The organism is Algoriphagus aquatilis (assembly GCF_042657405.1).
Classification (GTDB): domain Bacteria; phylum Bacteroidota; class Bacteroidia; order Cytophagales; family Cyclobacteriaceae; genus Algoriphagus; species Algoriphagus aquatilis.
The window spans coordinates 383,013-408,504 of sequence record NZ_JBHSKS010000002.1; the positions used below are offsets into that span (position 1 = coordinate 383,013).

General features: G+C 42.2%; 26 protein-coding genes. 14 read left to right on the forward strand and 12 right to left on the reverse strand.

Annotated features, from left to right (window positions below; genetic code table 11):
• Positions 1 to 5: 5 nt before the first annotated feature.
• Positions 6 to 872 carry a TraB/GumN family protein gene (locus tag ACFPIK_RS04000; protein WP_377912456.1) on the reverse strand — a complete coding sequence of 289 codons (867 nt, stop codon included), beginning with the start codon at positions 870 to 872 and terminating at the stop codon, positions 6 to 8.
• 324 nt (positions 873 to 1,196) lie between these two features.
• Between ACFPIK_RS04000 and ACFPIK_RS04005 the strand changes: the two genes are divergently transcribed.
• Entirely contained in the window at positions 1,197 to 2,225 is a 1,029-nt protein-coding gene (locus ACFPIK_RS04005) for a sugar phosphate isomerase/epimerase family protein (RefSeq protein ID WP_377912458.1), read from the forward strand.
• 35 nt (positions 2,226 to 2,260) lie between these two features.
• Here ACFPIK_RS04005 and ACFPIK_RS04010 read toward each other — a convergent pair whose 3' ends face one another.
• The 4 genes from ACFPIK_RS04010 to ACFPIK_RS04025 form a co-directional block, all read right to left on the reverse strand.
• A complete protein-coding gene (locus ACFPIK_RS04010) occupies positions 2,261 to 3,130 on the reverse strand; it encodes a DUF1684 domain-containing protein (RefSeq protein WP_377912460.1) in 870 nt (289 codons plus the stop codon).
• A gap of 7 nt (positions 3,131 to 3,137) precedes the next feature.
• Positions 3,138 to 4,007 carry a sulfite exporter TauE/SafE family protein gene (locus tag ACFPIK_RS04015; RefSeq protein ID WP_377912462.1) on the reverse strand — a complete coding sequence of 290 codons (870 nt, stop codon included), beginning with the start codon at positions 4,005 to 4,007 and terminating at the stop codon, positions 3,138 to 3,140.
• Positions 4,008 to 4,116: 109 nt separating this feature from the next.
• Complete coding sequence (locus ACFPIK_RS04020; RefSeq protein ID WP_377912464.1) at positions 4,117 to 5,274, reverse strand: methionine aminotransferase; 1,158 nt, start codon at positions 5,272 to 5,274, stop codon at positions 4,117 to 4,119.
• A 111-nt stretch (positions 5,275 to 5,385) separates the two neighbouring features.
• Positions 5,386 to 5,628 carry a hypothetical protein gene (locus ACFPIK_RS04025; RefSeq protein WP_377912466.1) on the reverse strand — a complete coding sequence of 81 codons (243 nt, stop codon included), beginning with the start codon at positions 5,626 to 5,628 and terminating at the stop codon, positions 5,386 to 5,388.
• Between the two features lie 240 nt (positions 5,629 to 5,868).
• On the opposite strand from ACFPIK_RS04025, the gene ACFPIK_RS04030 reads away from it, so the two are divergent.
• Positions 5,869 to 6,384, forward strand: a complete 516-nt coding sequence (locus ACFPIK_RS04030) for a YdeI/OmpD-associated family protein (RefSeq protein ID WP_377912468.1) — start codon at positions 5,869 to 5,871, stop codon at positions 6,382 to 6,384.
• Positions 6,385 to 6,440: 56 nt separating this feature from the next.
• Complete coding sequence (locus ACFPIK_RS04035) at positions 6,441 to 6,728, forward strand: hypothetical protein (RefSeq protein WP_377912470.1); 288 nt, start codon at positions 6,441 to 6,443, stop codon at positions 6,726 to 6,728.
• 36 nt (positions 6,729 to 6,764) lie between these two features.
• Here the strand turns inward: ACFPIK_RS04035 and ACFPIK_RS04040 are convergent, their stop codons facing one another.
• Positions 6,765 to 6,887 (reverse strand): 30S ribosomal protein THX, encoded by a 123-nt coding sequence (locus ACFPIK_RS04040; RefSeq protein WP_377912472.1) that lies wholly within the window; start codon positions 6,885 to 6,887, stop codon positions 6,765 to 6,767.
• Between the two features lie 118 nt (positions 6,888 to 7,005).
• On the opposite strand from ACFPIK_RS04040, the gene ACFPIK_RS04045 reads away from it, so the two are divergent.
• From ACFPIK_RS04045 to ACFPIK_RS04065, 5 genes are all read left to right on the forward strand, one after another.
• Positions 7,006 to 7,737, forward strand: coding sequence for a LamB/YcsF family protein (locus ACFPIK_RS04045; RefSeq protein WP_377912474.1), 732 nt, complete (start codon positions 7,006 to 7,008; stop codon positions 7,735 to 7,737).
• Positions 7,734 to 8,423 (forward strand): 5-oxoprolinase subunit B family protein, encoded by a 690-nt coding sequence (locus tag ACFPIK_RS04050; RefSeq protein WP_377912476.1) that lies wholly within the window; start codon positions 7,734 to 7,736, stop codon positions 8,421 to 8,423. Before ACFPIK_RS04045 ends, ACFPIK_RS04050 begins: the two co-directional genes overlap by 4 nt.
• A complete protein-coding gene (locus tag ACFPIK_RS04055) occupies positions 8,420 to 9,292 on the forward strand; it encodes a 5-oxoprolinase subunit C family protein (protein WP_377912478.1) in 873 nt (290 codons plus the stop codon). Before ACFPIK_RS04050 ends, ACFPIK_RS04055 begins: the two co-directional genes overlap by 4 nt.
• A 98-nt stretch (positions 9,293 to 9,390) precedes the next feature.
• A complete protein-coding gene (locus tag ACFPIK_RS04060) occupies positions 9,391 to 10,902 on the forward strand; it encodes a DUF4301 family protein (RefSeq protein ID WP_377912480.1) in 1,512 nt (503 codons plus the stop codon).
• A 174-nt stretch (positions 10,903 to 11,076) separates the two neighbouring features.
• Positions 11,077 to 11,517, forward strand: coding sequence for a hypothetical protein (locus ACFPIK_RS04065; protein ID WP_377912482.1), 441 nt, complete (start codon positions 11,077 to 11,079; stop codon positions 11,515 to 11,517).
• A gap of 107 nt (positions 11,518 to 11,624) precedes the next feature.
• On the opposite strand, the gene ACFPIK_RS04070 is transcribed toward ACFPIK_RS04065, so the two are convergent.
• Positions 11,625 to 12,539 (reverse strand): helix-turn-helix transcriptional regulator, encoded by a 915-nt coding sequence (locus ACFPIK_RS04070; RefSeq protein WP_377912484.1) that lies wholly within the window; start codon positions 12,537 to 12,539, stop codon positions 11,625 to 11,627.
• A 149-nt stretch (positions 12,540 to 12,688) separates the two neighbouring features.
• On the opposite strand from ACFPIK_RS04070, the gene ACFPIK_RS04075 reads away from it, so the two are divergent.
• Positions 12,689 to 14,272 (forward strand): hypothetical protein, encoded by a 1,584-nt coding sequence (locus ACFPIK_RS04075; RefSeq protein WP_377912486.1) that lies wholly within the window; start codon positions 12,689 to 12,691, stop codon positions 14,270 to 14,272.
• Here ACFPIK_RS04075 and ACFPIK_RS04080 read toward each other — a convergent pair.
• The 4 genes from ACFPIK_RS04080 to ACFPIK_RS04095 form a co-directional block, all read right to left on the reverse strand.
• Positions 14,266 to 15,141 (reverse strand): DUF5777 family beta-barrel protein, encoded by an 876-nt coding sequence (locus ACFPIK_RS04080; RefSeq protein ID WP_377912488.1) that lies wholly within the window; start codon positions 15,139 to 15,141, stop codon positions 14,266 to 14,268. The two genes, ACFPIK_RS04075 and ACFPIK_RS04080, sit on opposite strands and share 7 nt — an antisense overlap.
• A complete protein-coding gene (locus ACFPIK_RS04085) occupies positions 15,138 to 15,677 on the reverse strand; it encodes a YceI family protein (RefSeq protein WP_377912490.1) in 540 nt (179 codons plus the stop codon). Before ACFPIK_RS04085 ends, ACFPIK_RS04080 begins: the two co-directional genes overlap by 4 nt.
• On the reverse strand, positions 15,674 to 16,174 hold the full coding sequence (locus ACFPIK_RS04090; RefSeq protein WP_377912492.1) for a QcrA and Rieske domain-containing protein: 501 nt from the start codon (positions 16,172 to 16,174) through the stop codon (positions 15,674 to 15,676). The genes ACFPIK_RS04085 and ACFPIK_RS04090 overlap by 4 nt, the downstream gene beginning before the upstream one ends.
• A 77-nt stretch (positions 16,175 to 16,251) precedes the next feature.
• Positions 16,252 to 16,773, reverse strand: a complete 522-nt coding sequence (locus ACFPIK_RS04095; protein ID WP_377912494.1) for a hypothetical protein — start codon at positions 16,771 to 16,773, stop codon at positions 16,252 to 16,254.
• A gap of 524 nt (positions 16,774 to 17,297) precedes the next feature.
• Here ACFPIK_RS04095 and smc point away from each other — a divergent pair.
• The 5 genes from smc (at position 17,298) to ACFPIK_RS04120 (ending at position 24,622) form a co-directional block, all read left to right on the forward strand.
• A complete protein-coding gene (gene smc, locus ACFPIK_RS04100; protein ID WP_377912496.1) occupies positions 17,298 to 20,837 on the forward strand; it encodes a chromosome segregation protein SMC in 3,540 nt (1,179 codons plus the stop codon).
• A gap of 208 nt (positions 20,838 to 21,045) precedes the next feature.
• Positions 21,046 to 21,483: an IS200/IS605 family transposase gene (gene tnpA / locus ACFPIK_RS04105; RefSeq protein WP_377912498.1), complete on the forward strand. Its 438-nt coding sequence runs from the start codon at positions 21,046 to 21,048 to the stop codon at positions 21,481 to 21,483.
• 655 nt (positions 21,484 to 22,138) lie between these two features.
• Positions 22,139 to 22,774 carry a KilA-N domain-containing protein gene (locus tag ACFPIK_RS04110; protein ID WP_465251611.1) on the forward strand — a complete coding sequence of 212 codons (636 nt, stop codon included), beginning with the start codon at positions 22,139 to 22,141 and terminating at the stop codon, positions 22,772 to 22,774.
• Between the two features lie 240 nt (positions 22,775 to 23,014).
• Positions 23,015 to 23,833, forward strand: coding sequence for an ORF6N domain-containing protein (locus ACFPIK_RS04115; RefSeq protein WP_377912500.1), 819 nt, complete (start codon positions 23,015 to 23,017; stop codon positions 23,831 to 23,833).
• 285 nt (positions 23,834 to 24,118) lie between these two features.
• Positions 24,119 to 24,622 carry a hypothetical protein gene (locus ACFPIK_RS04120; RefSeq protein ID WP_377912502.1) on the forward strand — a complete coding sequence of 168 codons (504 nt, stop codon included), beginning with the start codon at positions 24,119 to 24,121 and terminating at the stop codon, positions 24,620 to 24,622.
• 3 nt (positions 24,623 to 24,625) lie between these two features.
• On the opposite strand, the gene ACFPIK_RS04125 is transcribed toward ACFPIK_RS04120, so the two are convergent.
• The gene (locus ACFPIK_RS04125; protein ID WP_377912504.1) at positions 24,626 to 25,399 is read right to left on the reverse strand and encodes an HNH endonuclease; all 774 of its coding nucleotides are present in this window, start codon (positions 25,397 to 25,399) and stop codon (positions 24,626 to 24,628) included.
• Between the last annotated feature and the right edge of the window lie 93 nt (positions 25,400 to 25,492).

Sequence of the window (25,492 nt, forward strand, 5' to 3'; positions counted from 1 at the left end):
TTGGATTATTTGACAGGTTCGACTTGATATCCCGCATGTTTCAGCAAAGAAATCACCCCATTTTCACCTGCCAAATGCCCGCTTCCCACGGCCACAAACACACTTTCTTTAACCATTTTCTCTTGAAGTTGGGGGATCCAAGCCTTGTTTCTACTATCTAGCATAATGCCTCTGTATTCTTTCATCATCCCGTCTTGGTTCATGGTTTGATATAGGGCTTCAATATCTTCCTCCAGGTAGGCAGTAACCATAGCCTTAAATTCCTCTGCACCTGATTCATCTTTGATCATTTTAACCAATTCATCCAATTGGACTTTAGCAGGTATTTGATCAAAAGTTCCCATTTGAATTTCGACAGTTTCCAGTCCTTCGATGGGTTTACTTTGGCTTTGAGCTTGAGCGGTGAAATAGCCCTCAAAACTTTCTGTCTCTGGACATGGCAAGGTTTTGATCAATGCCATAGACGAAAGCACGAAAGGTTTCAAAATTCCGATTTGAGCCAGGCCTACTCCAAAATTTTTCATAAAAAATGCATCCATCACGCTGGCATCTTCTTCTGAAAGTTCTCCTTGAATATTTTTCATTCCGGGATTCAAAGAATGCTGTTGAATGTTGGTCATCAGCTGTGGATCACTCAAATCAAGTTCCATCACAAGCTTTTCGCTGCTTTCAAAAGCTTTTTTCACTCGATCATTTATCACAAAATCTTCTTTACAGATGATGTGAATGGTACCAAACAGGTAAGATTCCTTGGAAAGTCCGTTACCTGAAATCTTCCAAAGCAATGATCCTTCTTGAGAAAAACTCAAAAAGGATACGTGTAAGAAAATACAAAATGTAAAAGTGAGCTTGAGTAAATGACGGTTATACATGATCAGAAAATTAAATCCAGAGGAAAGATCGGAGAAAAAGAGCAAAACCCACCTTCAAACCTCCATCAATGCAGGTTTTGAGAGATGAATGAAGTGTTAAAAATTCGATGATAACCTTCGCTTAAAGTAGATTATTGCCAAAAAAATCATTTCAATCCGCTTTGGATTAATTTTTTGAGGCCTAGTCGGAAAAAATTCTAACTTCCATTTTCTAAACCTTTAAACCCATTAACCATGAAATCAAACTGTGTGAATGAATCTTTCCAAGAGATCATTCTGCGAATTGGGAGATTTCCTGTGGCCTAAAAAAACAATCTAACTCACATGAAAAACCGTCGCGAATTTCTTCAAAAATCAGCCTTAGGAATTGCCGGATTGGTCACCGCACCATCTTGGCTCCAAGGTGCTCCTGCCCTGATCAAGTCCTTTAATAAACCGGATTCTCTAATCAATGGAGTCCAAATCGGCTGTATTACCTATTCTTTTCGATCCATGCCTGACCAAAGTGCCGAGGCTACACTGAAGTATGTCGTTGATTCAGGGATCTCTTCCATCGAATTGATGGGTGATCCTGCAGAAAGTTTTGCAGGAATGCCAACCCCTACCTTTAACCGTACTCGGGTCTTCCAATTGGGTGGAAAGCAACGGAGAGGCGAAACACTCACCGAAGATGAAAAGAAAGAATTGGCAGATCTTCAAGCACAAAGTGCTGCCTACACCAAAGTAGTTGCGGAGTGGAGAGCAAATGCAGACATGAAAAAATTTGAGCAGGTTCGCAAAATGTACAAAGATGCGGGCGTGACCATCTATGCCTTCAAACCCAATGCATTTGGAGCAAACAATTCAGATCTAGAAGTGGCTTACGGAATGAAAGCCGCCAAAGCCTTGGGAGCTAGCCACGTGACCTTGGAGCATCCCTCCAACGATGAACAAACCCTTAGACTTGGTAAACTTGGAGAACAAAACGGTATGTCGGTCGGCTACCATGGCCACGAGCAGGAAACGTTTACTTTCTGGGATACTGCCTTAGCTCAAAGCCCAAAAAACGGTCTCAACCTTGATGCAGGCCACTATATCGCAGCAGGACATACAGATCTTATTCCTCTGATCGAAAAGCATCATGCCCGCATCCTCAGCATGCACACCAAAGACCGACAAACCCCTGCAAACGGAAAAGGTAACTTGGCTTGGGGCACCGGAAATACGCCTATTGGAGATATCCTCAAGCTAATGCAAAAAAACAAATACAAATTCCCTGCAACCATCGAATTGGAGTACCAAGTACCTCAAGGTTCAGATGCAGTGAAGGAAGTACAGAAGTGTTTGGAATTTTGCCGCAAAGCACTGGGATAAACAAAAAAGCGGGTCGTAAATGGCCCGCTTTTTTTTTAATGTCCTTTAGGATCCTTCTCCCCCACTTTCAATACTATGGGAAGCCGATTTACCTTTGGAGGGATAGGACAGGTAGCAAAGGCCGTAAATGCACAAGGAGGATTGTAGGAGAAATTAAAATCAATCTCGGTCATCCCGGTTTTATCCGGATAGCTTACATAAAGGTATCTTCCAGTAGGATAGGTCTCTTGCCCACTGGTTTCGTCAGAAAAGATCACAAAAAGCTTACCTGCTTCATCCAGAGCATGTAATTGGTACTTTTCATCCCCAATCTCAAACTTCAAAATCCCCATCACTTTCCATTCAATCACCTGACCAAGGACATTGGGTATTTCCATGGTCTCGTTGAATTTGGGTTCAAAAAATGCTTTTACTTTCAATGATGGATCATAGTCAAAAACTGGAATTCCTTCAAATTTCCCCAATTCCGGATGTGTCAAATCCCTCAGCCTAACCGCATATTGTCCGCCTCGTTGGATAACTGTCCATTTCCAATGATCAAAATAAACCCCTCCTTTTGCATAGGATGAAACAGGATACTGGAGGGTTTTGGCTGGAAATTGAAGGTTACTTTTTTTGGCAACTTTTGGATTGAAAAAGAACCAAACCGAATCATTGACTAGCTGAAAAGTACCGATATTCCTTTTTCCTGCTTGACCTGAAAGGATCAAACTATCATCTGAAATCTCATTCAAGTAGGCATTTTTTTCGTCCAACCAAAGCAATCCAGAAAGATTAATCCAACCGTCTTCGCCTGTTAATTCGGCTATCCTGTCCTTTTTCCAATTTTCAAATTCAGTCACTTGGGCATTTGCTTGTTGGATGAATAATAAGAAAATCAGGGGTAATGCGGCGAACCTATTCATGAAGCTATCAGAGGGCGAGATAAAAGGTACGTATGCTTAGGAATATAATCAAAATTCCTACTGCAATCATTAAGTACTTTGGCTTGATCAATCTGCATATGTAAGCGGCAAAAGGTGCAGCCACAATTCCTCCCAAAATCAACCCCAGCACAGGGGCTAAACTGAGTTCTTTGACAAAAAACAAAAACGTCGAAGCACTGGCTAGCGAAACAAAAAACTCCACAAAGTTACCTGTGCCAATGGCATAACGAGCGATTTTTCCCTTACTCAACAAGGTACTGTTTACAATCGGTCCCCAACCTCCGCCGCCTACCGCATCGGCAAAACCTCCAGCCGAGGCCAATACAGGAATTGATTTGCTTTCACGATCAAACTTTGGCACTTGCTTCTTTTTGACTTTTCTAAGAATGACAATCCCCATGACAAAAAGGTAAACGGCAATTACCGGTTTAACCAAATCAGGATCTAAACTGGATAGGATATACGCTCCTATAATTGATCCCCAAACCCCGGGAATCAAGAGTTTTTTGGCCAATTTCCAGTCCACATTACCCATTTTCCAGTGAGAAATTCCAGAAGCCAAACTAGTAAACACCTGGGCAAAATGAACCCAAGCGGATGCAGTAGCCGGTGGAATTCCAATACCCAATAAGATCGAATTGGAACTCACTCCATAAGCCATTCCTAATGCCCCATCGATACTCTGTGCTATAAATCCTACTAACAAAAACCAAAGAAACATCTCCATATCTATCTCCCAGGATTTGATGGATTCGGTGAGAGTCTGCGTCACCAATAGGACAAACATCACACCTGCGAAGGCAAAAAACATGGACCAAAATGGCTCTGTTCGTAGTCGGATAATTAGCTTTTCCATCTAAGGTTTGGAATCTGATTAGGTTTGAGATTCCAAATGTAACGGAAAATTTTATTTCCCTATTAATAAGGTAGGGTATATAGAAATAATATTGTTAAAATTTATTTCCTCAATAAATGATGCTTTTCAATCCTTTGAGGCGATTTAAAGCCTCCATCAATTCGCGTTCTTCTTTGGCAAAACAAAAACGAATGATTTTATCGTCTCTCCTGTCTGAGTAGAAAACTGAAATCGGGATACATGCAACTTTCAATTCTTTGGTCATTCGTTCCGCCAATACTCGGTCAGGTAATTGAGACAAATGCCCATAGGATACCAATTGAAAAAAACTGCCGGTGGAAGGCACAAACTCGAGCTCAGTTTGGGCTAAGCCCTCAGCAAAAAGATCTCGTTTCTTTTGATAAAAATCCGGAATACTCAGGTAACGCTCTGGTTCCTCTAGGTATTCTGCCAAAGCATACTGAATCGGAGTCACTGTACTAAAGGTGACATATTGGTGGACCTTTCGAAATTCCCCGGACAGGACTTCAGGGGCGATGCAATAGCCGATTTTCCAGCCTGTCACGTGAAAAGTCTTTCCAAAAGAACCACACACAAATGTTTGATCTCTAAGAATGGGATGTGAACCGATGGAAATATGTTGCCTATTATCAAATGTAATATGTTCATAAACCTCATCACTGATCACATAAATTCCTGTATTCTCCACCAATTCGGCCAGTTGATTGACATCTTCAACCGACCATACATACCCACTAGGATTATGCGGCGAGTTGACCATAATGGCTCTGGTTTTCGAAGTAATTGCCGTCTTGACCCGCTCCCAATCGACTGAAAAATCACCTTGATTCAAGGGTACATATACCGGAACACCACCATTTAAGGTGATAGCTGGCTCATAACTATCATAGGCAGGCTCCAAAACAATCACTTCATCTCCCGATCTTACTACCGAGGTTACGGCACAGAAAATGGCCTCTGTAGCACCAGAAACTATCGTGACTTCCTGGTCAGGATTAGGAAAATAACCTTGTGTCAGTTGGGTTTTCTTCGCCAAAATATTCCTCAATGCAGGTATTCCCGACATGGGAGAATATTGATTATATCCTGCTTGGGTGTATTTGGCCACCATTTCCAACAAAATCGGATCAGACCCAAACCCGGGAAAGCCTTGAGATAGATTGATGGCTCCTTCATCAGTGGCCATTTTGGACATGATGGTAAAAATGGTGGTCTCGATATGTGGTAGCTTTGAAATTAAAGTCATTGTAAAAGAGGATTTCTTGTCTTGAAGAAAAGGATTTTTTCTCAAACCTCTAAAATGAAAAAAGCCGCAGAACAACTTTCTACGGCTTTAAGATTTATTGAAAACGTTGGTTTAGTTTACTTTTTCAGCATTGGATTGAGTCAATGCTTTTCCTCTTTCGAGTGTTTCAAGTCCTGCAACTTTGACTTTTTTACCTAACTCTTCTCCAGCTTTTTGAAGTTGGACCAAGATCTTTGAAAGCTTTTCCTTTTGTGGACCTAGCTTTTCACGATTGCGATAGACCAAAGCACCAGCTACGACTCCGGCAGCTAGACCTCCTATCCATAAGGCAAGTTTTGTTTTTGAAGTTTTCATTTGGGTAGTTTTATGGTGGTTAAATCAATGAATAATAACCTGAAAGTTTCCGGTATTTAAACCGTTCCATGCAAAATTGATTTGGCTGCTGTTAAGTGCACGGATGTATACACTTGAGGTTGTGTATTTCGAGGAATATTTTGTCAAATTCTGTTAATTTCAGTGTAATTATCAGGATTTTAGAAGGTTAAAGATCTGATTTGAATTCTTTTGATTCGTATTTATTGATTTTCTAAAAGTATGTCGACCTACAATTTTCAATCTCAATTGAGCAAATTTGATTTCAACCACTGGCATTTCCATATCCCAGTTCCGGATGAAATTGCCACAGCTTTGATGGATGATTCCCACCGAAGAGTATTGGTGTGGCTCGCTGAGGATGGCCCTTATCATATGGCATTACTCAAGGCTAAATCATGCTGGTACCTATTGATCAATCAAGACCTTAGAAAAAAACATCAATTAGAAGTAGGGGCTCCTGTCTTCCTAAGGTTAGAAAGAGATTTTAGCGAGTTTGGGCATGAGGTACCGGAGGAATTCCAAGTGCTTTTGGATCAGGATGAAGAAGGAAATGCTTTTTTTAGAAAATTGACACCGGGAAAACAAAGAAGCCTGATCTACTTAGTATCTCAGGTCAAAAATTCGGATTCCAGGATGAAAAGATCTCTGGCTATTTTGCATCATCTCAAGGTAGCCGGAGGAAAATTAGACTTCAAACAACTCAATAGCTGGATCAAACATTACAATAATCTGTAGCGTTTTTTACCTTAGCATTGTCTATTACGATAAGAAGACATTTAAACAATCTCCAAATGAAATTAAATCACTTAATCCTATTGATTTTCAGCCTATTATTGGTTTCCTGTTCGCTGGATTCTGCAGAAGATCCATTGGAGGTTTTTCGTGAAATTGCCTATAATTCTTTGTCATCAACTGAAAAGTCCACTATCGTGGGTGACTGGAAAAAAGCTGAGGTCTCGGCTTGGGTTGACGGCAATTACTTGGTCATATTTCAAACCACGGATAGTGCCACAAGAGGCCCAATTCGCGTAGTAGTGGATCCGGATACAGGCCGTGTAGTAGAAAAATTACCAAGATGACAATAAAAAAGAGGGCGAAAGCCCTCTTACTTTTTACTACTTGTCGAGTTTCAGTTTGATTTTTCTTGCCAGCTTGTTCTGTTTTTTCTTAGGTCGGCTGGCTCCAAATGATCCACTGTTGATTTTACCTTTTTTGGATTTAATGTCTCCTTTTCCCATGGTTTTTCAGATTTAAGTTAACAATGCACCAAGTTAAAAAAGAGGAAAAAATGAGTCAAATCAATCTTTACTTAAGCACACTTTTATGGATTGACTTTTCTATTTTAGCCCAAAGAATATGAAAAAATCACCTCATTCTCTTCCTGAAATCAACTGTGACCTGGGAGAAGGCATCTCCGGGGAGGAATTTATTTTCCCCCTGATCGATGCAGCCAGCGTCGCCTGCGGGGGGCATTTCGGATCGGAAGAATCGATCCGGGCCACACTGGAGCTCGCTAAAAAATTTCAGAAAAAAGCAGGTGCACACCCCTCCTATCCCGATCAGGAAAACTTTGGCCGAATTTCCCTGAACATCAATCAAACTGAATTGAAAAATAGCCTTGAAAAGCAAATTCATGCTTTCAATAAGGTCGCTGACTCTCTCGGAATCTCCATGGATCATATCAAGTTTCATGGTGCGCTGTACAACGATGCCGCGAAGGATCCTATTTTGTCTGATTTCCTGACAGATTTCATAAAGTCAACTTGGCCAGGTATTCCTGTATTGGTTCCTCCTCATTCCTTTATGGAAGAATATTCCCTCAAGAAAGGATTACCTTATCGACTCGAAATCTTCGGAGATCGAGCCTATTTAGATACCTATCAACTCGCACCCAGGAGTATGCAAGGTTCTCTTTTGACTGAAAAAGCGCAAGTAGAAAAGCACCTCAAATCCATTTTCTTCGAAAACGGTATCCGATCCGTTGACGGTACGCTACTTCCCATTCAAGCTGATACGCTTTGCTTCCACGGAGATAATCCGGGGATACAAAGTTTTTTACCTTACCTGCGAAAAACCTATTGGACTTGAAGCCCCGCTATCTGCAACTCACACCTCAGATTGGAGAACTGGTGTGGCAGCAATCTCCGACAGATGATTTGCTGGCTATGCAGCTTGCCTACATTCAGCTGCTGGAGCATCATTTTGGTGATAAGCTGATTGAGTTCAGACAAGGTTTTACCCGAATCAGTTTGAGGTGGAAAGAAGAAACAGACCACCGAGATTTTCAAAAAATTCTATCTGATCTCAATCCTGTACCTGTGGTACTACCTGAAAAAACCTGGGAAATCCCGGTTTGCTATCACGAATCATTGGCTTTTGATTTGGAGGCATTCTGTAAAACCAAAGGATTGACGCTTGACCAACTCATGGCGATCCACACGGGATCAACTTATAGAATCCACTTTTTTGGCTTTCTACCTGGATTTTTCTACTTAAATGGACTCCCTGAAATCCTCCATTCTCCAAGAAAAGCAACCCCTTCCCTTTCTGTCCCAGCAGGATCGGTAGCGATTGGTGGTGCTCAGACAGGAATTTATCCTTGTCAAAGTCCAGGGGGATGGCACTGCATTGGCCAGACGCCAATTCCTCTGTTTGACCCAAAGTCTAAACCACCCGTGTGGGCAAAATCCGGCGAACAAATCCAGTTTAGATCCATCACCTTGGAAGAATTCAACAACTGGTCGGATGCTAATTCATTTTTCAAACAACCATGAATAAGGAAAAAGGATCAGCTCTCATTTTGCGAACCGGACCGGGAAGCAGCATTCAAGATCAAGGAAGATTTCTTGGATCACACTATGGCATACCTTCTTCGGGTGTGATGGATCAGAAAAGCTTGAGGTGGGTCAATCATGTCCTGCAAAATTCCCCCAACGATGCAGTGCTTGAGATTTCATCTCCAGGATTTACGATTCAGTTTGATTGCACTACCCTGATTTCAATTGCCGGGGCCACTTCGGTTGTCAAGGTTAATTCCAAAGAGGAAGGAAATCCCAGTTTGATTGGGATTCAAGCGGGAGACATATTAGAAATCGGAGGTTTTATTACGGGAAGCCGAATTTATCTTGGCATCAAAGGAGGATTTCTGTCTCCGCTTTTTCTCGGATCTAGAAGCTTCTTTTTACCCGTCACCGGACAATCCATGCTCAAAAAAGGTGATATCCTGGAATATGATAGCTTCATACCCTTTTCCAAATCTCCGGCTCAAGCCAAACCTCGCTGGAGTTCTTCTTGGCTAGAAGAATTTGATGTAAAAGCTTTTCCGGGACCCGACTGGAATTTACTTTCTCCTGATCAGCAAGAAAAAATCAGGAAAACAGAATTTCACCTTTCCAAGCTATCCAACCGAATGGGCATTCAGCTGGAAGAACTCGTGGAAAATACCTTACCCGAAATGCCGACCAATCCTGTTTTTCCGGGCACAATTCAATTGACATCAGGCGGTAAGCTCCTCCTATTGATGCGGGATGCAGGAGTTACTGGGGGGTACCCGAGAATCCTCCAACTCCCAGATGAATCTGTTTCATTGCTTTCTCAAAAAAGTCCCGGCCAGTCCATTCGATTTATTATAAAGGATTTTTAAGCTCATTTTCAGCAGTTTGGAAAGAATTAAACATGGATCATTTGAGGATTAAGTTTAGCCGATTAACTTGAAGAAAACCATTTTCAACTACTATAGACATGGACGCTGTTATTTTCGAAAAAGTCAAAAATCAGGGCATGAACCCTGAAACCGTAGCCCAGCAAATTGAAAACTTTAAAAACGGATTTCCTTTTCTCAAAATCCTTGGACCTGCCACTCCAGATCATGGCATCAAGGTTCTCAATTCGGACGAGCTGACTCATTTTCTACACATTTACCCAAGTAAAGCGGCTTCCAAGGAAGTGGTAAAATTTGTGCCTGCATCAGGAGCAGCTTCCCGCATGTTCAAGGATTTGTTTTCATTTTTGGAGGGTGATGGAGATTTGGAAAAAAGCAGTTTCACCAAGAAGTTCATTCAAAACATTGAAAAATTCGCATTTTTCGAAGATTTAGACCTTTATCTCCAATCACAAGGAAGCGGGATAGCAGCCTGCTTAGCTAGCGGTGACTATAAAAAAATCGTTGCGGGATTGCTTTCTGAAGAGGGTTTGGGGTATGGATCCCTGCCCAAAGGCCTGCTTCGCTTTCATAAATATCTCAGCGAAAACCGTACGCCAGCCCACGAGCACCTGATCGAAGGAGTACAATATGCGGTAGGCAAAGGAAACACAGTGAAAATCCACTTCACCGTTTCCCCCGAACACGAAGCAAAATTCAAAGCTGAAATAGAATCGGTACTTCCAGAGCTAAAGGCCGCAACAGGCTTGGCATTTGAGATTTCATACTCCCAGCAAAAAAAATCCACCGACACCATCGCGGTAACAATGGACAATGTGCCATTTGAAGAGGAAGATGGCAGCTTGCTCTTTCGCCCTGCCGGACATGGAGCGCTTTTGGAAAATCTAAATGACATCAAAGCCGACTTGATCTTCATCAAAAACATCGATAACGTCGTACCTGACCGACTTAAATCCACTACCAAGGAGTACAAAATGGCCATTGGTGGATTGCTTTTGGAAGCTCAGGAAAGAATCTTCGATGCCATCCGAGGTTTAGACCAAGAAATCACCCACGCATCGGTTGCCCAAGCAGCGCAAGTTTATCATGAGGTGTTGGGTGGAAAAATCCCAACCACTGAATCCGGACAATCTTTGGAAGAATTGGCTAGATACATCAAGGAAAAGCTAAATCGTCCTATCCGAGTCTGTGGCATGGTAAAGAATACCGGCGAACCCGGAGGAGGGCCTTTCTGGATTGAGGAAAAAGATGGTTCGCAGTCCCTACAGATCCTGGAAACTGCACAGATCGATCTAAATGACCCAAGTTCAAAAGCTCAGATGATGGCTTCGACTCACTTTAATCCGGTTGACTTGGTTTGCGGAACCAAAGACTATCAAGGTAGATCCTTTGATCTTTTGGAGTTTAGAGACATGCAGACTGGCTTTATTACCGAAAAGTCAAAAAGCGGTAGAGATCTGAAGGCTTTGGAATTGCCGGGACTTTGGAATGGCGCCATGGCAGGCTGGAACACCCTGTTTGTGGAAGTTCCACTTATTACTTTCAATCCAGTAAAGACCGTCAATGATTTGCTAAGAGACGAGCATCAATAAATTGATTTAGAAAACTAAGACAATGAAGTCCTCTAGAGTTAGCCAAACTTTAGAGGACTTTTCATTTTAAATCCCTGATAATAATCAGCTTACCTTATTCCTATGGTCAGATTTTTTTAAAAAGAATTAAGGGAAATTAATCCCATAATTCAGTGAAACAAAACAACTACTGCCATGAAAACTTTCCTGAAAATCATCACACTGATTATTCTTAGTAGTCTAATAATTGGCTGCAAGTCGTATCGACCCATCGAAAAAGTTACGGTGAAATCAGATCCCACACTCTCCCAACATGAGAACCTTTCACGACAGCTTAGCCAACTAAGCAAAGGTGAGAAAATTGAAATAAGGTTAAAAAACGGGGAAACTCATTTAGCCCTTTATCAATCTCATACTTCAGATTTGGTCGCTACTCAACTGCCAAGCAAGACGAAAAAAGGTCCTCAAGAGACTATTTCTAAGAACTTTAACCTAAGTGAAATTGATAAAATTAAAGTTTGGACTACAGATTATGTACTTACTCTATCCATACCAGGAGCTGTCTTGATTGGTGGAATCATCTATTGGGCAACTTGGGATTTAAATCTTGATTTGGACTGGGATCAGACTAATTGAACATGTTGCATCTAAGACCTACTACTAGGCACCATGCCTAAAACTTCAATTAACAAACTCAATGACCAATTTTTAAGGATATTTATTAATCATTGAAAATTGATCATTTAATAGCTTCCTTTTTCCAATTGCTCTTTCAAATAAGATTTCATCTCCTCTCCTTCCTCTACCTTGACTTCGCCGGGTAGGCCAAGGATAAACCTCGCCAAACCGGGTAGATGTGGGATTTCACCCTGGAAATAATATTGATTACGATTTTTTATCTGCATAAAAGGTCGGGCATTGGGATGCTCCTCGAGCATAAGTTGATAGGCTTTTTTACTCAGCTTGAGCTTGACGGAGTACTTTCCTTTTCCAGTAAATCCAAAAAGAGCTTGTTCGGGAAGCTGGTGTTTTGACTCATGTTTCCAAGATTCAGAAGCAAGGATGACTTCACCTATTCGCTCAATTTTGAACATTTTCATCGTCTTGCTCTCCACCTCCAAAGCATGGATATGCTCATAATCCGAGGTAAAACCGACTGGTTCCACCAATCGATCTGAAACCGTATCGCTGCTGAGTGAATAATATTCCTTTAACCAAATCTGCTTTTTCCCTGCAATACCCTGACCAATCAAGTCTACTTGACGTCCCAAGTTGGCCCGGAATAGTTGTTCGGATCCTTGTTTCACCTCTGATTTGAGTTGGAGTTTTTGCAAAACAGAATCCTTTAACAGATTGCCCTTGCCTTGACTTTCAATCAGACCTTTGAGCCATTGATTCTCTTCCGATGAAAAAGTGCTGTATGTCGATGCGCTTGGAAGATATTCGGGACGCTCCTGGATTTTGTATTTGCTAAATTCCTTAACGACAACAAACCCAAGCGCCTCCAATAGCTTGAAATAGCGGTAAATCGTGCGTTCATCGGTCTCAAGTAACTCTGCAAGTCGGTGCACCGGCTTCCCGATTGTACCTTGAAGTAGGTTGATCAACTTGAAAACGCGAAGAATCTTTTGCTGTTCGATTTGTCCTGATTGTGCCATAGGTAGTGACGATAAGTGTCTAAAAGTAGAAACTTCAGGCTAATCTAACGAATAGTTTGACGCATATTGTCAAGGAATAAAGAAGGAAGGTTGGTGGCATAAATCATACATTGACTTGAACCAACCACTCTTTCCCCTATTTTTACTTCATGGCCACATTTTTAAGCAACAGAAATCCCAAATCTTTGGCGCTCTTGGCTGGATCAACTTTTTTATTTCTGTATTGGCTGATTGGATTTGACGGGATTACCTTCTCGGATGACGTGTATTATTTGCTGGCGGGGAAGAAATTTTGGGAAGGTACCATGGAGGCCAATGCCTATCACTTTTCCACCCGCTGGGGAGCGTATGTGCCTTCGGGCCTAATTGGTTGGCTTTTGGGATTTCAAGCCCATCGGATTTCTCTCATTTCTTTGTTCAGCTACCTCGGGGCTTTGGCACTTTTACTCAAAGTCTTACCTCACAAATCCAATCCTTGGATCCTGGTGTTGTGGTTTTCAACCCAAGTTTACTTCCTCCATTTTCTCACCAAAGTCTATCCAGATTCCTCACTGGTTTTCTGGGTGGTACTAATTCCATTCTCGGCTTTCTTCAGACATGAAAAACCCTTTTTGGCTGCCTTGGGATTGGTTTCAGGATTGTTTTTTGGCTTTTTGACAAAAGAGACCATCGTGCTTTTAGGTCCCTTACCTTTCCTACTGTATTATTTTGACCGAAGAAACAAAACAGTTAAAACCTCCTTTTACCTCTCGATCTTGGGTATCGGGCTATTCTTCGCTGCCAGCTACTTGGGCTACTTTTGGGTTGAGTTTGGTGATCCTTTCTATCGAATTACCTCCATCAATGCAGGCCATTACATCTCCGAGTTTACCTATGCCGACAAAGGGATTTGGTCCATCCTGCGGAGAATCAGTTACCTACCGATCCTCACCTTTGTGGAGCGTGGCTATTGGCTTTGGATAATCCTGGCTTTTCCTGCACTAAGTTGGCAATGGAAAAAACAGACAACCCCGTTTCTTGAATTTTCCATCGCAGCAATCCTCCTACTCATCGGGTTTTGGCTGATGACTTCTACTTTGGAGTTTTACAATCCCATCTATTTGAATCCCCGACACCTAATCATTGTAGTTCCCATTTTAGCCTTTTTGATCACCTCAGGATGGGAGGTTTGGCAGGCAAATCCAAAAATGCGAAGGATGATTTTGGCCTTGATTCTACTGGGTGTTGGCATCAGTCTTTTCCAAGGTGACTTCAAAATGGCTGGATTTCAAGCAACCTTTTTTCTACTGATTCTTCCTCAGAAATTGCCTTTTCGTTCACTTCTCATCGTGTTGATTTTAGCTATTCCTGCACTGTACTCCATATTCTATCAGCACAAGCTAAAGAGCTATCCAACTTTACTCAGTACCTTAAAAGAAGAGGTTATAAACTCAGAAAATCAGGAAGTTATTTTGGTCAATAATTTCATTGATTTCAGTAAGGAAGTCCTTCTTGAAGGGGATAGCATAGCCCAATCTAAACTGGCAGGCATCGAGAAAATCGATTCGATCCAACAGCTGAATCCCTCTCGAATCCTTGTGATCATCTATCGCTATTACCAGCACGCCTATCCCAAAGAACAGGTGGATGTGGATGCCTTGGAAAATTGGCTTTCAACAGAATTTGTACTTCTAGAGGAAAAAGAAAAGGACCAGATTTGGGTCCGGTCCTTTGAAAGAAAGTCAACTCAATAACTCCGTTTTTTCTGCCCCATCGCGAAGATTCGATTGACATTGAAACCCAAGCGAAATTCCTCCCCCGGTACGCCATTTCCACCTGCCAATAGGTATTGCTCATTGAGTGCCTGAGAAGTCACAAAGTACATCTGAAACACATGCCCTCCGGCTTCCACATCCCAACCGATCCCGAAATTACTTCGGAGCTCAGAGTTGAGGTTGGGAATGTACTGTAGCGTCAGTGAAGATCGATCGGTCACCTTGATCTTGCCGCTCATGCCGAGTGCCATGTACAGGTTTTGATCTCCTTCAATCTGATAGATTTCAAGCGGATTCACAAAATAGCTTAGCATGGGACTGAGTTGGAAACTGATCTTGGGAGAAAATCTTCTCGCCAACATCACCTGCGCAGAATAGGCCAATCGATCCGAGAAATCAGGACGCTCCAAAGGTCCCAAAAAACGGTAGGGATTGCTTACCGCACCCATTCCACCAGCCACACTGACAGATAGAGGAATCTTATCATTCTGAGTTTGTTCCAGCAAGTGATACCTTCCATACAAGTTGTAAAATTTATCCCTGCTGCTCCGGGCAAATCCAAGTGACAATTTTTCACTCAACCCAAATTCAAAGCTAAACTGGATATTTGCCCCATTATCCAAGCCCCAGAGATTTTCAACACCACCATCCAGAGTGCCAAAGGTGTGCATGATGGCAAAGTGCATGGATCTCTTCTCCAAAGGCTCCACCGTCAGCAAATTGATATGCCTGGGTGCATGAAAGATCAAATCCACCGGAAGATTCTCATCCTCCAGTTTACGCTCCAGCTGTGCGAAAAGTGAACCGCTCCAGCCCAAGGCCAATAAAAGTGTGATCAGTTTCTTCATTTTTTGGGATTCAAGATTGCTTCAATAGATACCTGCTGCTCGGCAGCCAATTCGTAAAAGACCAATTTGGGAATGTCGATCTTGTAATCGTTCAAGGCCACGACCCAGGCTGCTTTCAGTTCGAGACTGCCGTTGGTCAGCTTTTTCAGATTTCCGGTGACGGTGATCTCTCGCTCCACGCCATGAATTTTGAATTTTCCCCGTACGGTCACTTTCTCAGAAGCTCCGTTGAGTTTGGGTAGCGTTTCAAACTTGCCTGTAAACTCCGCAAACGGATACTTTTCCGTCTCCAAGTAATTCTCCCTCATGTGCTTGTCCCGGAGTGTAATTCCCGTCTTGAGGGTATTGAGGTCCAGAAAAAAATCCACCAGGTTTTTATCCAAATCGATCAAGCCTTTTAGCGTTTTGGATTCACCGGTAAACTCGCTGAGTGAAGCTTTCGAAAGGAACGTGGCTTTTCCATTGGCAGTCTGGTATTCTTGTGCATGGACCGAGAAACTCCAAAGAAAAGACAGGATACAAACCAGTCGGATCATTTGGTTACGGTTAGCGTGGTTCCATTTACGCTTGCAGTAAATAACGCCAAGGGCGCATTCGCTGGTCCCTGAAGAACTTTACCAGCTGAGTCAAACACCGAACCATGGCAAGTACAGGTAAAGCGACTGTTGGCAAAAGACCAACTGTCCGAGCATCCTGAGTGGGTACACACCGAAGTCATCGCAACATAGGAACCATTAATATTAGCGACCAGGGCGCGGGCATCTTGAATCAACAGCCAACCACCCGAACTGGCTAGTCGAGTTTGGATGGTTAAGTCAATTCGGATGGTGTTTCCCGAAACTGTGATTCCTCCGGATTGACCGGGGTTTCCGGTATTATTCCCATTTCCGGGATCTGCATCATCGGTCGAGGAACAGGAAGTAAAAAAGGCCACTCCAAAGGTGCCCATGACTGCGGCAAGACCCGCTTTTTCAATAAATTTTCTTCGGGAATCAGTAAGCTTTCCTGAGGTAGTTGGGATAGACTTTTCCATAAAAGATTGATTGTTAGGTTTTGTGATAGCACTTACGAACAATCAATCAATTCGGATCAAAAAGGTTTTGATCGGTCTTAAAAATGTTTGGGTCTTAGAATCTCACTCACGATGATGGCTTCTTTTACCGTCTTTGGGTTTTTCAAAAGCTCAGCATATTTATTCACTTTTGGAGCTGCGATTTCCTGCGATTTGAAGCGCTTAAACTCAGGTTCGACGAAAGTCTTATTGGCTAAAGCTTGGTAGGGATTCTTTTTCACCGAAGATTCAAAAGCTCCCTCGTAAAATTTAGCCTCATCATCCACTTCTTCCACAGGTTCAAAGCGTCGTTTAGGCTGAGTTTTTGGTTCCTGAAAAGTAGTTGGAGCGGGTGCAGTAAAGACAGGTTGAGGCTTTGGAGCAGGAGGCGCTTCCTGGGCTGGAGGATTCTGGGCATTTCGGATCTCCTTAAGCAATTCTTCAAAAGTCAACCCCTTTGGTGGTGCTTCAGGCTGATTTTCATCGGAATCCATAGGTTCTGCCGACTTCTTCTTTTTGGAAGCATTGTAAATAAAATACGCCACAATCGCGATGATGTAGATGATCTGTCCTAAGTCCATGAAGGTAAGATAAGGGAAAAAAGATTTCGATGGGAATATAAATACGATTGACGAATTACGATTGACGACACCCAAGATTGCTCCCTACAGTTACGAGATAATCAGAAGTAAGGACGAGTTACGATTTACGAATGACGACATTCTAAGGAACTTCAATCATTAAACTTCTAGGAAACATTCAAATGGTTCAAGTCTGCAGAAGTGCCTGCTGCTAAATTGGTTCAAGTCTTCAGACCTGCCTGCTGAAGGCAGGCTTGGACCCTTTTGGATGCAGTCTTCAGACCGCTTTACTGTTCATCATTCGGCCTTCTTTATTCGTTATTCGACATTTACTTAAACTTTCGAATGTTAAAATTTCGAATACTGAACATCGAATGATGAATAGCGAAGAAAAGTCAAGTCTACTCTAGATGTCGTAAATCGTAAATCGTCATTCGTAAATCCCACAAGCATATCTCATCAAATTATTGCCAAATCCATCCTTTCCCCCTATTTTGAAACCTTAATCGCGAGGAAAAAAGAGCATGCTGCTTAGCAAACTGGAAATCAAAGGATTCAAAAGTTTTGGGGATAAAATGGTCATTCACTTCGACAAGGGTATCACCGGTGTCGTGGGTCCAAATGGCTGTGGCAAATCCAACGTGGTCGATGCCATCCGTTGGGTGCTCGGCGAGCAAAAATCCCGAATGCTACGCTCCGACAAGATGGAAAATGTCATCTTCAACGGAACCAAAAACCGTAAGCCTACCAACATGGCCGAGGTTTCCCTGACTTTTGAAAACACCAAAAACCTCCTTCCTACCGAATACACCCACGTCACGATCACCCGACGCTACTACCGCACCGGGGAAAGTGAATACCAAATCAACGGCGTCACTTGTCGCCTGAAGGACATCACCAACCTATTCATGGACACGGGGATCACGTCCAACTCCTACGCGATCATCGAACTCAAGATGATTGAAGAGTTACTCAATGACAAAAACAACTCCCGACGGGAACTCTTCGAAGAAGCTGCCGGGATCTCCAAATTCAAAAACCGCAAGCGGGAAACACTCCGAAAACTCGAAGATACCGATGCCGATTTGGCAAGGGTTGAGGACTTGCTGTTTGAGATTGATAAGAATTTAAAATCGCTGGAAAAGCAAGCCAAGCAGGCTGCCAAGTACTTTGAGATCAAAGCCGATTACCGATTGGCCAGTATCAACTTGGCCAAGAAATCCATCGAGCAATACGCTCAGGCTCTGATTGAAGCCAATTCAAAAATCACGCAGGAATCCGACCGTAAGCTTCAAGTTCAAACCCAAATCGCTGACCTGGAGGCCCAACTCAGCGAACTCAAAGCCGAGTTGATCCATAAGGAAAAGCTCCTTTCCTCCCGACAAAAGACGCTCAACGAGCACGTCAATAAAATCCGAGCCTTCGAGTCGGAGAAGAAAATCAAAAACGAACGGCTACGATTTCTCGAGGACCGCTCCCAAGCATTGCGCGAGCAGATCGAAAATGACCGAAAGTCAAACGACCGTGCAGGCTTCTCCATTCGCTCCTTGCAGCAGGAAAAAGAGTCGGCAGAAAAGATCTTGGGTGAAAAAGAATTCGTGGTTTCCCAACTCCGGGAAGAATACGATACCCAAAAGCTCCTGACCTCCGAAAAGCAGCAAGCTCAAAAAGAGGTTTCCCTACGCTTCGAAAGTCTCAAAGAACGGGTTTACCAACTCGGCAAGGAAGTCGAAATCAAGCAAATCCAGCTCAGCACCCTCAAGCAGGAACTCGAGCGTACGTCCTCAGATGACAGTTCGCAGGAAGCCAATTTGGTGGAGTTTGAGGATAAAATGGCGGAACTGAAAGCACAGCTCGATGCCGCACAATCCTCCTACGCCACCCTGAAATCCAAGCAGGAAGATCAGGATCAGAAGATCGAAGAAACCAATCGGGTGATCGAAATGATCCGCGAAGAGTTGACCACCTCTTCCCGTAAGCTGGACTCCAAGACCAACGAATTCAACCTGACCAAATCACTGGTCGAAAACCTCGAAGGCTTCCCGGAAGCCATCAAATTCCTCAAGAAAAACGACTCTTGGGGCAAGGATATTCCCCTCCTCTCCGACTTGCTCACCACCGATGAAAAGTATCGTGTGACCATCGAAAACTACCTCGAAAACTACATGAACTATTACGTGGTGGACACCGAGGTACAGGCGATTGCAGCGATCCAGTTGCTCAGTGATGCAGCGAGAGGCAAGGCCAATTTCTTTGTGTTAGAGCATTTTGAACGCTTCAAGCCCGGCCAAAGCAAGCTTTTTGCCAATGCCATTGCTGCCACGGAGATCATCGAGTTTGATGTCAAGTACGGTCGTCTGATCAACTTTATCCTGGACAATGTCTACCTCGTGCAGGGAGATTACAAGGATTTTCCAACCGATCCGGACTGCATATTCCTCTCCGAAACAGGAAAATACACCAAACGTAAGTTTTCCATCTCGGGGGGTTCGGTGGGGCTTTTCGAAGGAAAACGAATCGGCCGTGCCAAAAACCTGGAAAAGCTCGACAAGGAAATCAAAGAACTGGGCAAAAAGGTCAGCACGACCCGCAGCAACCTGGACCAAAAACTCAGCGACCTGCTCAAGCTCAAGGAAGTCAGCTACAAAAAAGCACTGGAAGAAAGCCAAGTTGCCATCAACGAGCTCAATTCGGCCTACGTATCCATCCGAACCAAAAAAGAGCAATTGGCTGAGCTACTCAGCTCCAATGCCAACAAGCGGGAAGATATCCTCGACCGCATCGCGACCTTGGAAGAAAGCCTGACCACGATTCAGCCCCGTTTGGCGGAAGAAAAGGAGCAGTTTGACGGTTTGGCAGAGCAGGTGGCACTCCTGACGGAGGAAGTGGAAGCCGAAAACAAGCGCTTGGCCGAAAAGTCCCAAACCTTCAATCAGGAAAACATCACCTACATCCAGCAGGTCAACCGGGTGAACAACCTGGAACAGGAGATTGAATTCAAGCAGAATGCTTTCGAAAGCTCCAAAGAGCGGATCGAAAAGTCCCAAGCCGAACTCGCCCAACTCGATGCCGAGATCAAAAGTCTACTGGACAACAATGAAGTCAAAGACGACGAATTGATCGAACTCTATTCTGAGAAGGAAAGCATCGAACAGGGCGTGACCGAAGCCGAAAAGGACTACTACGGCGCCCGAGGCCTGATCGATGAGACCGACACGCGCATCCGCAGCCTGCAAAAATCCAAGGAAGGATTTGACCACCTGCTCAGCGAACTCCAAAACGCCATCAATGAGATCAAACTCAAGATGAGCGGGATGAAGGAGCGACTGAGCGTGGAGTTTGAGCTTGACTTGGATCAGCTGATGGAGGAAAATCCGAACCTCGATTCGGAATTTGCAGACTTTGCCGAGGAAGAACTTCGCGATCTGGTGCGCAAGCAGAAAGAGCGACTGGAAAAAATCGGTCCGATCAATCCGATGGCGATGGAAGCCTACGACGAGATCAAGATCCGTTTCGACTTTATCACCGGACAGAAGGCCGATTTGGTCAAGGCCAAGGAATCTCTATTATCCACCATTTCTGAAATCGATCAAGTGGCCAAGGATACGTTTTTGGATGCCTTTGGAAAGATCAAAGAGAACTTTGTGAAGGTCTTCCGCTCCCTCTTTACCGAGCAGGACGACTGCGACCTGACCCTAGTCGATCCGGACAATCCGCTGGAATCCCCGATCGAGATCATGGCCAAGCCCAAGGGCAAGCGTCCCCTTACCATCAACCAACTGAGCGGTGGGGAAAAGACCCTGACGGCCACTTCCCTACTCTTCTCCATCTACCTGCTGAAGCCGGCCCCCTTCTGCATCTTCGACGAAGTGGACGCCCCACTGGACGATGCGAACATCGACAAGTTCAACCAGATCATCCAGAAGTTCAGCTCCGAGAGCCAGTTTATCATCGTGACACACAACAAGCGCACCATGGCCAGCACGGATATTATGTATGGAGTAACCATGATTGAGGCGGGCGTGTCGAGGGTAGTTCCGGTGGATTTGAGGGAGTTGGCTTGATTTGATAAAATTTCGGCTAAAGCCCAAGCGATTGTTTGAATCCATGTTGCCTCCAGCTGAAGCAGGAGGCAATTCAACCATTCGTATTGTTCGATAGGATTTTTGAATTGGAATGGTGAATAGACATGGCCTTTAGGCCATTCCATTTGAATCATAATCGTATTTAATCGGGCTTTATCCCAAATTCTTCATCTTCAATTTTTCAAGTATGCCATTCGTAAAAATTTACATCCACCTCGTCTGGAGCACCAAAAACAGGGTACCACATTTGAATTCGAAAGAACTCAGATTAACTGTCTGGAATCATATCCGTGAAAACGCACAGAAAAAAGAAATTTTCGTGGATTTCATCAATGGATACTCAGATCATTGCCATTGTTTGATTTCTCTAGGAGTGGATCAAACCATCGAAAAGACAGTCCAGCTTCTAAAAGGTGAGTCTTCTTTTTGGATCAATAAAAATGGTTTGACCTCTGAGAAATTCGAATGGCAGGATGAATATTTTGCTGTTTCTGTATCAGAATCTCAGATAGATAGGGTTCGAGACTATATTAAAAAACAAGAAGAGCATCATCTGAAAAAGACTTTTAATGAAGAATATGAAGAATTTATATCCAAATATGGCTTTCAGAAATTGAAGGGTTGATTGGGCTAAAGCCCAGAATGATTTTTCATCCATTTCAATGCCTCCAGCTGAAGCAGGAGGCAAATCAATTCAAGAGACAAATCAAATTTTCTGCTCTATCAATAATTATGATGTTTCGACCATTATTGAATAGGAATGTGCCTTTAGGCCATTCCAAAATTTGGATTCCCATTCCCTCTGGGCTTTAGCCCAATTAAATCCCATAAGCCTATTTCGCATCAACCAACTCGCGATCACTCAAATGACTTCTTTGGTTCGTCACCGAAATAATTTGACTGAATTAAGAAGTTGAAAACCGAAAATCAGCCTTATTTTAGCAAAGCCACAAGCACAATCGAAGCGGCTCCGAGAGCCAGTTTATCATCGTGACGCACAACAAGCGGACTATGACCAGCACGGATATCATGTATGGAGTCACGATGATTGAGGCGGGCGTGTCAAGAGTAGGTCCGGTGGATTTGAGGGAGTTGGCGTAACGACTTTGCGAGGAGGAAGCACGTCGACGAAGCAATCTACTACCTAATTTAAGTTCTGAATTCGTTGTTCGTGGTTTAGCCTTTAGCACTCTACAAGTTGGCTTCTTTGTTTCTTTTAGCCTTGAGGCTCAACTCTTATATTTAACTCGTAATCAACTTTTTACACCAAATACACTTTTATGGCAAAAGGAAAGAAAATATCGGTTCAGGGTACAGTGATAACCCTTCTAATTGAAAAATCTGGTGAATTTATTTCACTAACTGACATGCTAAAGGCTAAGGATGGGCAATTCTTCATCTCCGATTGGTTAAGGAACAGAAATACTTTAGAGTTTTTGGGAATTTGGGAGTCAGTAAACAACCCAGATTTTAATTATGGCGAATTCGCCACAATTAAAAGTCAAGCTGGATTAAACAGCTTTAAAATCAGTGTTAAAGAGTGGGTTGAAAAAACAAAAGCTATTGGATTAAAAGCAACTGCAGGGCGATATGGAGGCACTTATGCACATATAGATATTGCCTTTGAATTTGGCATGTGGATTAGTCCTGGTTTTAAAATTTACCTGATTAAAGAATATAAACGACTCAAAGAAGACGAAAACAACCGACTCAAGCTAGAATGGAACTTCCACCGAACCCTAGCCAAAGTCAACTATCATATCCATACCGATGCGATCAAAGAAAATCTAATCCCTTCTGCAATCTCCAAAACTCAAGTAGCTATCATCTATGCCAATGAAGCCGATGTACTGAATATAGCCTTGTTTGGAAAAACAGCCAAACAGTGGAGAGATCAGAATCCTGAAAAATCATGAAACATCCGAGACTATGCTACTATTGAGCAACTCGTGGTCTTGTCAAATATGGAAAGCACTAATGCCCTACTGATTCATCAAGGTTACTCCCAACCCGAGCGCTTACTCCACATCAACCAACTCGCGATCACTCAAATGACTTCTTTGATTAGGCACAGAAGGAATTTGGAAGATTGAATTTTTAATCAAAAAGCTTTATTTTGAGCTTCTAACCGCACTTTTAAACCTCATTTTTCCCTTATGACACCAAGCTCAATGATCTCCCAAGAGGAAATAGAAAATCGAATTTTTACCATAAGAGGCCAACAAGTAATGATTGACAGGGATTTGGGTGAAGTTTATTGTGTAGACACCAAAGTTCTGAACCAAGCTGTAAAAAGAAATTTGGAAAGATTTCCGGATTCTTTCAGATTCCAACTTTCTGAGGAAGAAAAAAATGAACTGGTCACAAATTGTGACCGGTTTAATAAACTCAAACACTCCACTTCCAATCCCTTTGCTTTCACCGAGCAAGGTGTAGCCATGTTATCAGCGGTCTTGAGGAGCGAAACTGCAATTCGTGTAAGTATCCAAATCATAAAGACATTTGTTGCCCTTCGAAAAATTACTACCGAAAATCAACTTCTGTTCAAAAGATTGGAAAAGGTTGAACTCAAACAACTGGAAACCGACCAAAAATTTGACAGAATATTTAAGGCCTTGGAAAGCAAGGAGCATATCCCTAATCAAGGTGTATTTTTTGAAGGAGAGGTATTTGACGCGTACGAGTTGACATCCCGCATCATTCGATCTGCTAAGTCTAGCATTATCTTGATTGACAATTACATCAATGAAACTACCTTAACTCACCTATCAAAGAAGAATCAAGGAGTCAAAACCATTTTGTTTACCAAAACCATCTCCAAACAAATCGACTTGGATATTCTAAAGGCCAATGAACAATATGGAGGATTTGAAGCCAAAGTATTTGAAAAAAGCCATGATCGGTTTTTGATCATTGATCAGGAAGAAATCTACCATCTCGGTGCTTCTTTAAAGGATTTGGGTAAAAACCTGTGATGAGCTTGTCGAATCATGGTTCGCTTTCTCAAGATTGGAAAAAAAGTCAGTGAAAAGTTTAATAGACTCACTTCCTTTCTAAACTGGGATAGGTCAACAGCTTTTTCTTCCACCTGCAGATAAGCTTGATTGCCAGATAGTAAAGGAATTTGCCACAACCTGTGCAATTAAATCAACCCGATCGCTTACTCCTCCTCAAACAACTCGCGATCACTCAAATGACTTCTTTGGTGAGGCGCAAATCTCATCTGATGTAATAATTTAAGATATGAATAAAAGATTTATATGAATCCAAAAATTAAAAATGAATTAAATTCTTTAATGTTCAATTCTCTTGAAGATGAAGGGTTTTTTAAAGCCTTAGAATTACAATATGGGAATACCATACCGCTATTTCATGCCACAGATATTTTAAGCTATGAATCAATTAAAAATGATGGACTAAAAATCATGGAAGGATCTAATTATTTACATTTTGGTTATTCAAAGCAGTTATACTTCCAAATAGGTAGATCTGATTATGTTGATGAAAATAGATCAATACTTTTGAAATATGATGCTCCAATTGACTTTCTTAGAGCATTTTGTTTTGTTGATTTAGATAATGTGACTGTTAAAGATGCTGATTTGGTGAAATTTGGAATTAATTTGGATCTAATAACAAGCGAAATGAAAGATTTCCTAAAATACTATATTTGGAATGATTTTAATATTGAAGGAATGGAAATAATGATAAGAGAAAATGATGAAGAAGAAATTGATATAATTATTCCTGAGAGAATATTATAACTCCTATTTCAAATACTTAATTTCATTGTGGTACACTAAAAAATCAGGATCAGGCAAATACCGATTTGGTAAAATTATTTCCTTATTATGATGTTTTTCAAAATAATTCTCAAAAGTTTCTTTACTCATCGTATCAACAATTTTGGATGATACTAAAATCTTGTAATCTGTAGTCACTGTTATTAGTCCTAGTTCAAAAGCTCGATCATGAAGTGAGTTTAAACACAATCCATTCCTTGGATTCATTCGGTTTTTCTCATCGAGACTCCATGGAATTATGTGACCAGCAACTAGTAAACTTGGATGGTTAATACCAGTAATACAGCATGTGTTTTTATAAGAAGCCAAAATTGCTCTTCTAAAGAAATTTTGATTTACTCGAGTTTTCACTAGTTGCTCCCTTACAAGTCCTTCTTTAGGTAATTCGGATAAATCAATTTCATTCAATTCCTCAACCGTCTTGTTTTCAAATTGAGCCCTAAGCTTTTCACTTTCAAAACTCAGGTCTTCTAAATTTCCGAAAAACTCATTCCAAATCTCCTTATCAAGCTTTGAAGTGTTTTTAAGTCCTCCAATTCCTCTTTCTTGAAGGCTTGGATCAAAACTTCCAAAGTTTCCAAGTTTAAATACAACCGAGCCAGGAGTTCTCCCAATGAAATTTGCAAATTTTTGAATCTCCGGATTTCGTTCATGGATTTTTCCAAACTCCATTTTCCAATAGAGATTAATTGCAAGGATTAATTCTTCTCTAGTCCAAAGTTTTTGACCTTTTTTCATTATCAAAAATTCAAAATTCTGTAACCTCAAATTTATACTGACACTTCTCGTCAAAACATTGGTGAATCTGAACCACAACTTTAGCTTCATCTT

Bases quoted from the DNA above. Each gene is read 5' to 3' on its own strand.
- ACFPIK_RS04120 (WP_377912502.1), top strand. From the start codon at position 24,119: ATGAATCCAAAAATTAAAAATGAATTAAATTCTTTAATGTTCAATTCT.
- ACFPIK_RS04020 (WP_377912464.1), bottom strand. From the start codon at position 5,274: ATGACTTTAATTTCAAAGCTACCACATATCGAGACCACCATTTTTACC.
- ACFPIK_RS04095 (WP_377912494.1), bottom strand. From the start codon at position 16,773: ATGGACTTAGGACAGATCATCTACATCATCGCGATTGTGGCGTATTTT.
- ACFPIK_RS04015 (WP_377912462.1), bottom strand. From the start codon at position 4,007: ATGGAAAAGCTAATTATCCGACTACGAACAGAGCCATTTTGGTCCATG.
- ACFPIK_RS04115 (WP_377912500.1), top strand. From the start codon at position 23,015: ATGACACCAAGCTCAATGATCTCCCAAGAGGAAATAGAAAATCGAATT.
- ACFPIK_RS04075 (WP_377912486.1), top strand. From the start codon at position 12,689: ATGGCCACATTTTTAAGCAACAGAAATCCCAAATCTTTGGCGCTCTTG.
- ACFPIK_RS04110 (WP_465251611.1), top strand. From the start codon at position 22,139: ATGGCAAAAGGAAAGAAAATATCGGTTCAGGGTACAGTGATAACCCTT.
- ACFPIK_RS04045 (WP_377912474.1), top strand. From the start codon at position 7,006: ATGAAAAAATCACCTCATTCTCTTCCTGAAATCAACTGTGACCTGGGA.
- ACFPIK_RS04000 (WP_377912456.1), bottom strand. From the start codon at position 872: ATGTATAACCGTCATTTACTCAAGCTCACTTTTACATTTTGTATTTTC.
- tnpA (WP_377912498.1), top strand. From the start codon at position 21,046: ATGCCATTCGTAAAAATTTACATCCACCTCGTCTGGAGCACCAAAAAC.
- ACFPIK_RS04040 (WP_377912472.1), bottom strand. From the start codon at position 6,887: ATGGGAAAAGGAGACATTAAATCCAAAAAAGGTAAAATCAACAGTGGA.
- ACFPIK_RS04080 (WP_377912488.1), bottom strand. From the start codon at position 15,141: ATGAAGAAACTGATCACACTTTTATTGGCCTTGGGCTGGAGCGGTTCA.
- ACFPIK_RS04025 (WP_377912466.1), bottom strand. From the start codon at position 5,628: ATGAAAACTTCAAAAACAAAACTTGCCTTATGGATAGGAGGTCTAGCT.
- ACFPIK_RS04085 (WP_377912490.1), bottom strand. From the start codon at position 15,677: ATGATCCGACTGGTTTGTATCCTGTCTTTTCTTTGGAGTTTCTCGGTC.
- ACFPIK_RS04035 (WP_377912470.1), top strand. From the start codon at position 6,441: ATGAAATTAAATCACTTAATCCTATTGATTTTCAGCCTATTATTGGTT.
- ACFPIK_RS04070 (WP_377912484.1), bottom strand. From the start codon at position 12,539: ATGGCACAATCAGGACAAATCGAACAGCAAAAGATTCTTCGCGTTTTC.
- smc (WP_377912496.1), top strand. From the start codon at position 17,298: ATGCTGCTTAGCAAACTGGAAATCAAAGGATTCAAAAGTTTTGGGGAT.
- ACFPIK_RS04125 (WP_377912504.1), bottom strand. From the start codon at position 25,399: ATGAAAAAAGGTCAAAAACTTTGGACTAGAGAAGAATTAATCCTTGCA.
- ACFPIK_RS04055 (WP_377912478.1), top strand. From the start codon at position 8,420: ATGAATAAGGAAAAAGGATCAGCTCTCATTTTGCGAACCGGACCGGGA.
- ACFPIK_RS04005 (WP_377912458.1), top strand. From the start codon at position 1,197: ATGAAAAACCGTCGCGAATTTCTTCAAAAATCAGCCTTAGGAATTGCC.
- ACFPIK_RS04090 (WP_377912492.1), bottom strand. From the start codon at position 16,174: ATGGAAAAGTCTATCCCAACTACCTCAGGAAAGCTTACTGATTCCCGA.
- ACFPIK_RS04065 (WP_377912482.1), top strand. From the start codon at position 11,077: ATGAAAACTTTCCTGAAAATCATCACACTGATTATTCTTAGTAGTCTA.
- ACFPIK_RS04060 (WP_377912480.1), top strand. From the start codon at position 9,391: ATGGACGCTGTTATTTTCGAAAAAGTCAAAAATCAGGGCATGAACCCT.
- ACFPIK_RS04010 (WP_377912460.1), bottom strand. From the start codon at position 3,130: ATGAATAGGTTCGCCGCATTACCCCTGATTTTCTTATTATTCATCCAA.
- ACFPIK_RS04030 (WP_377912468.1), top strand. From the start codon at position 5,869: ATGTCGACCTACAATTTTCAATCTCAATTGAGCAAATTTGATTTCAAC.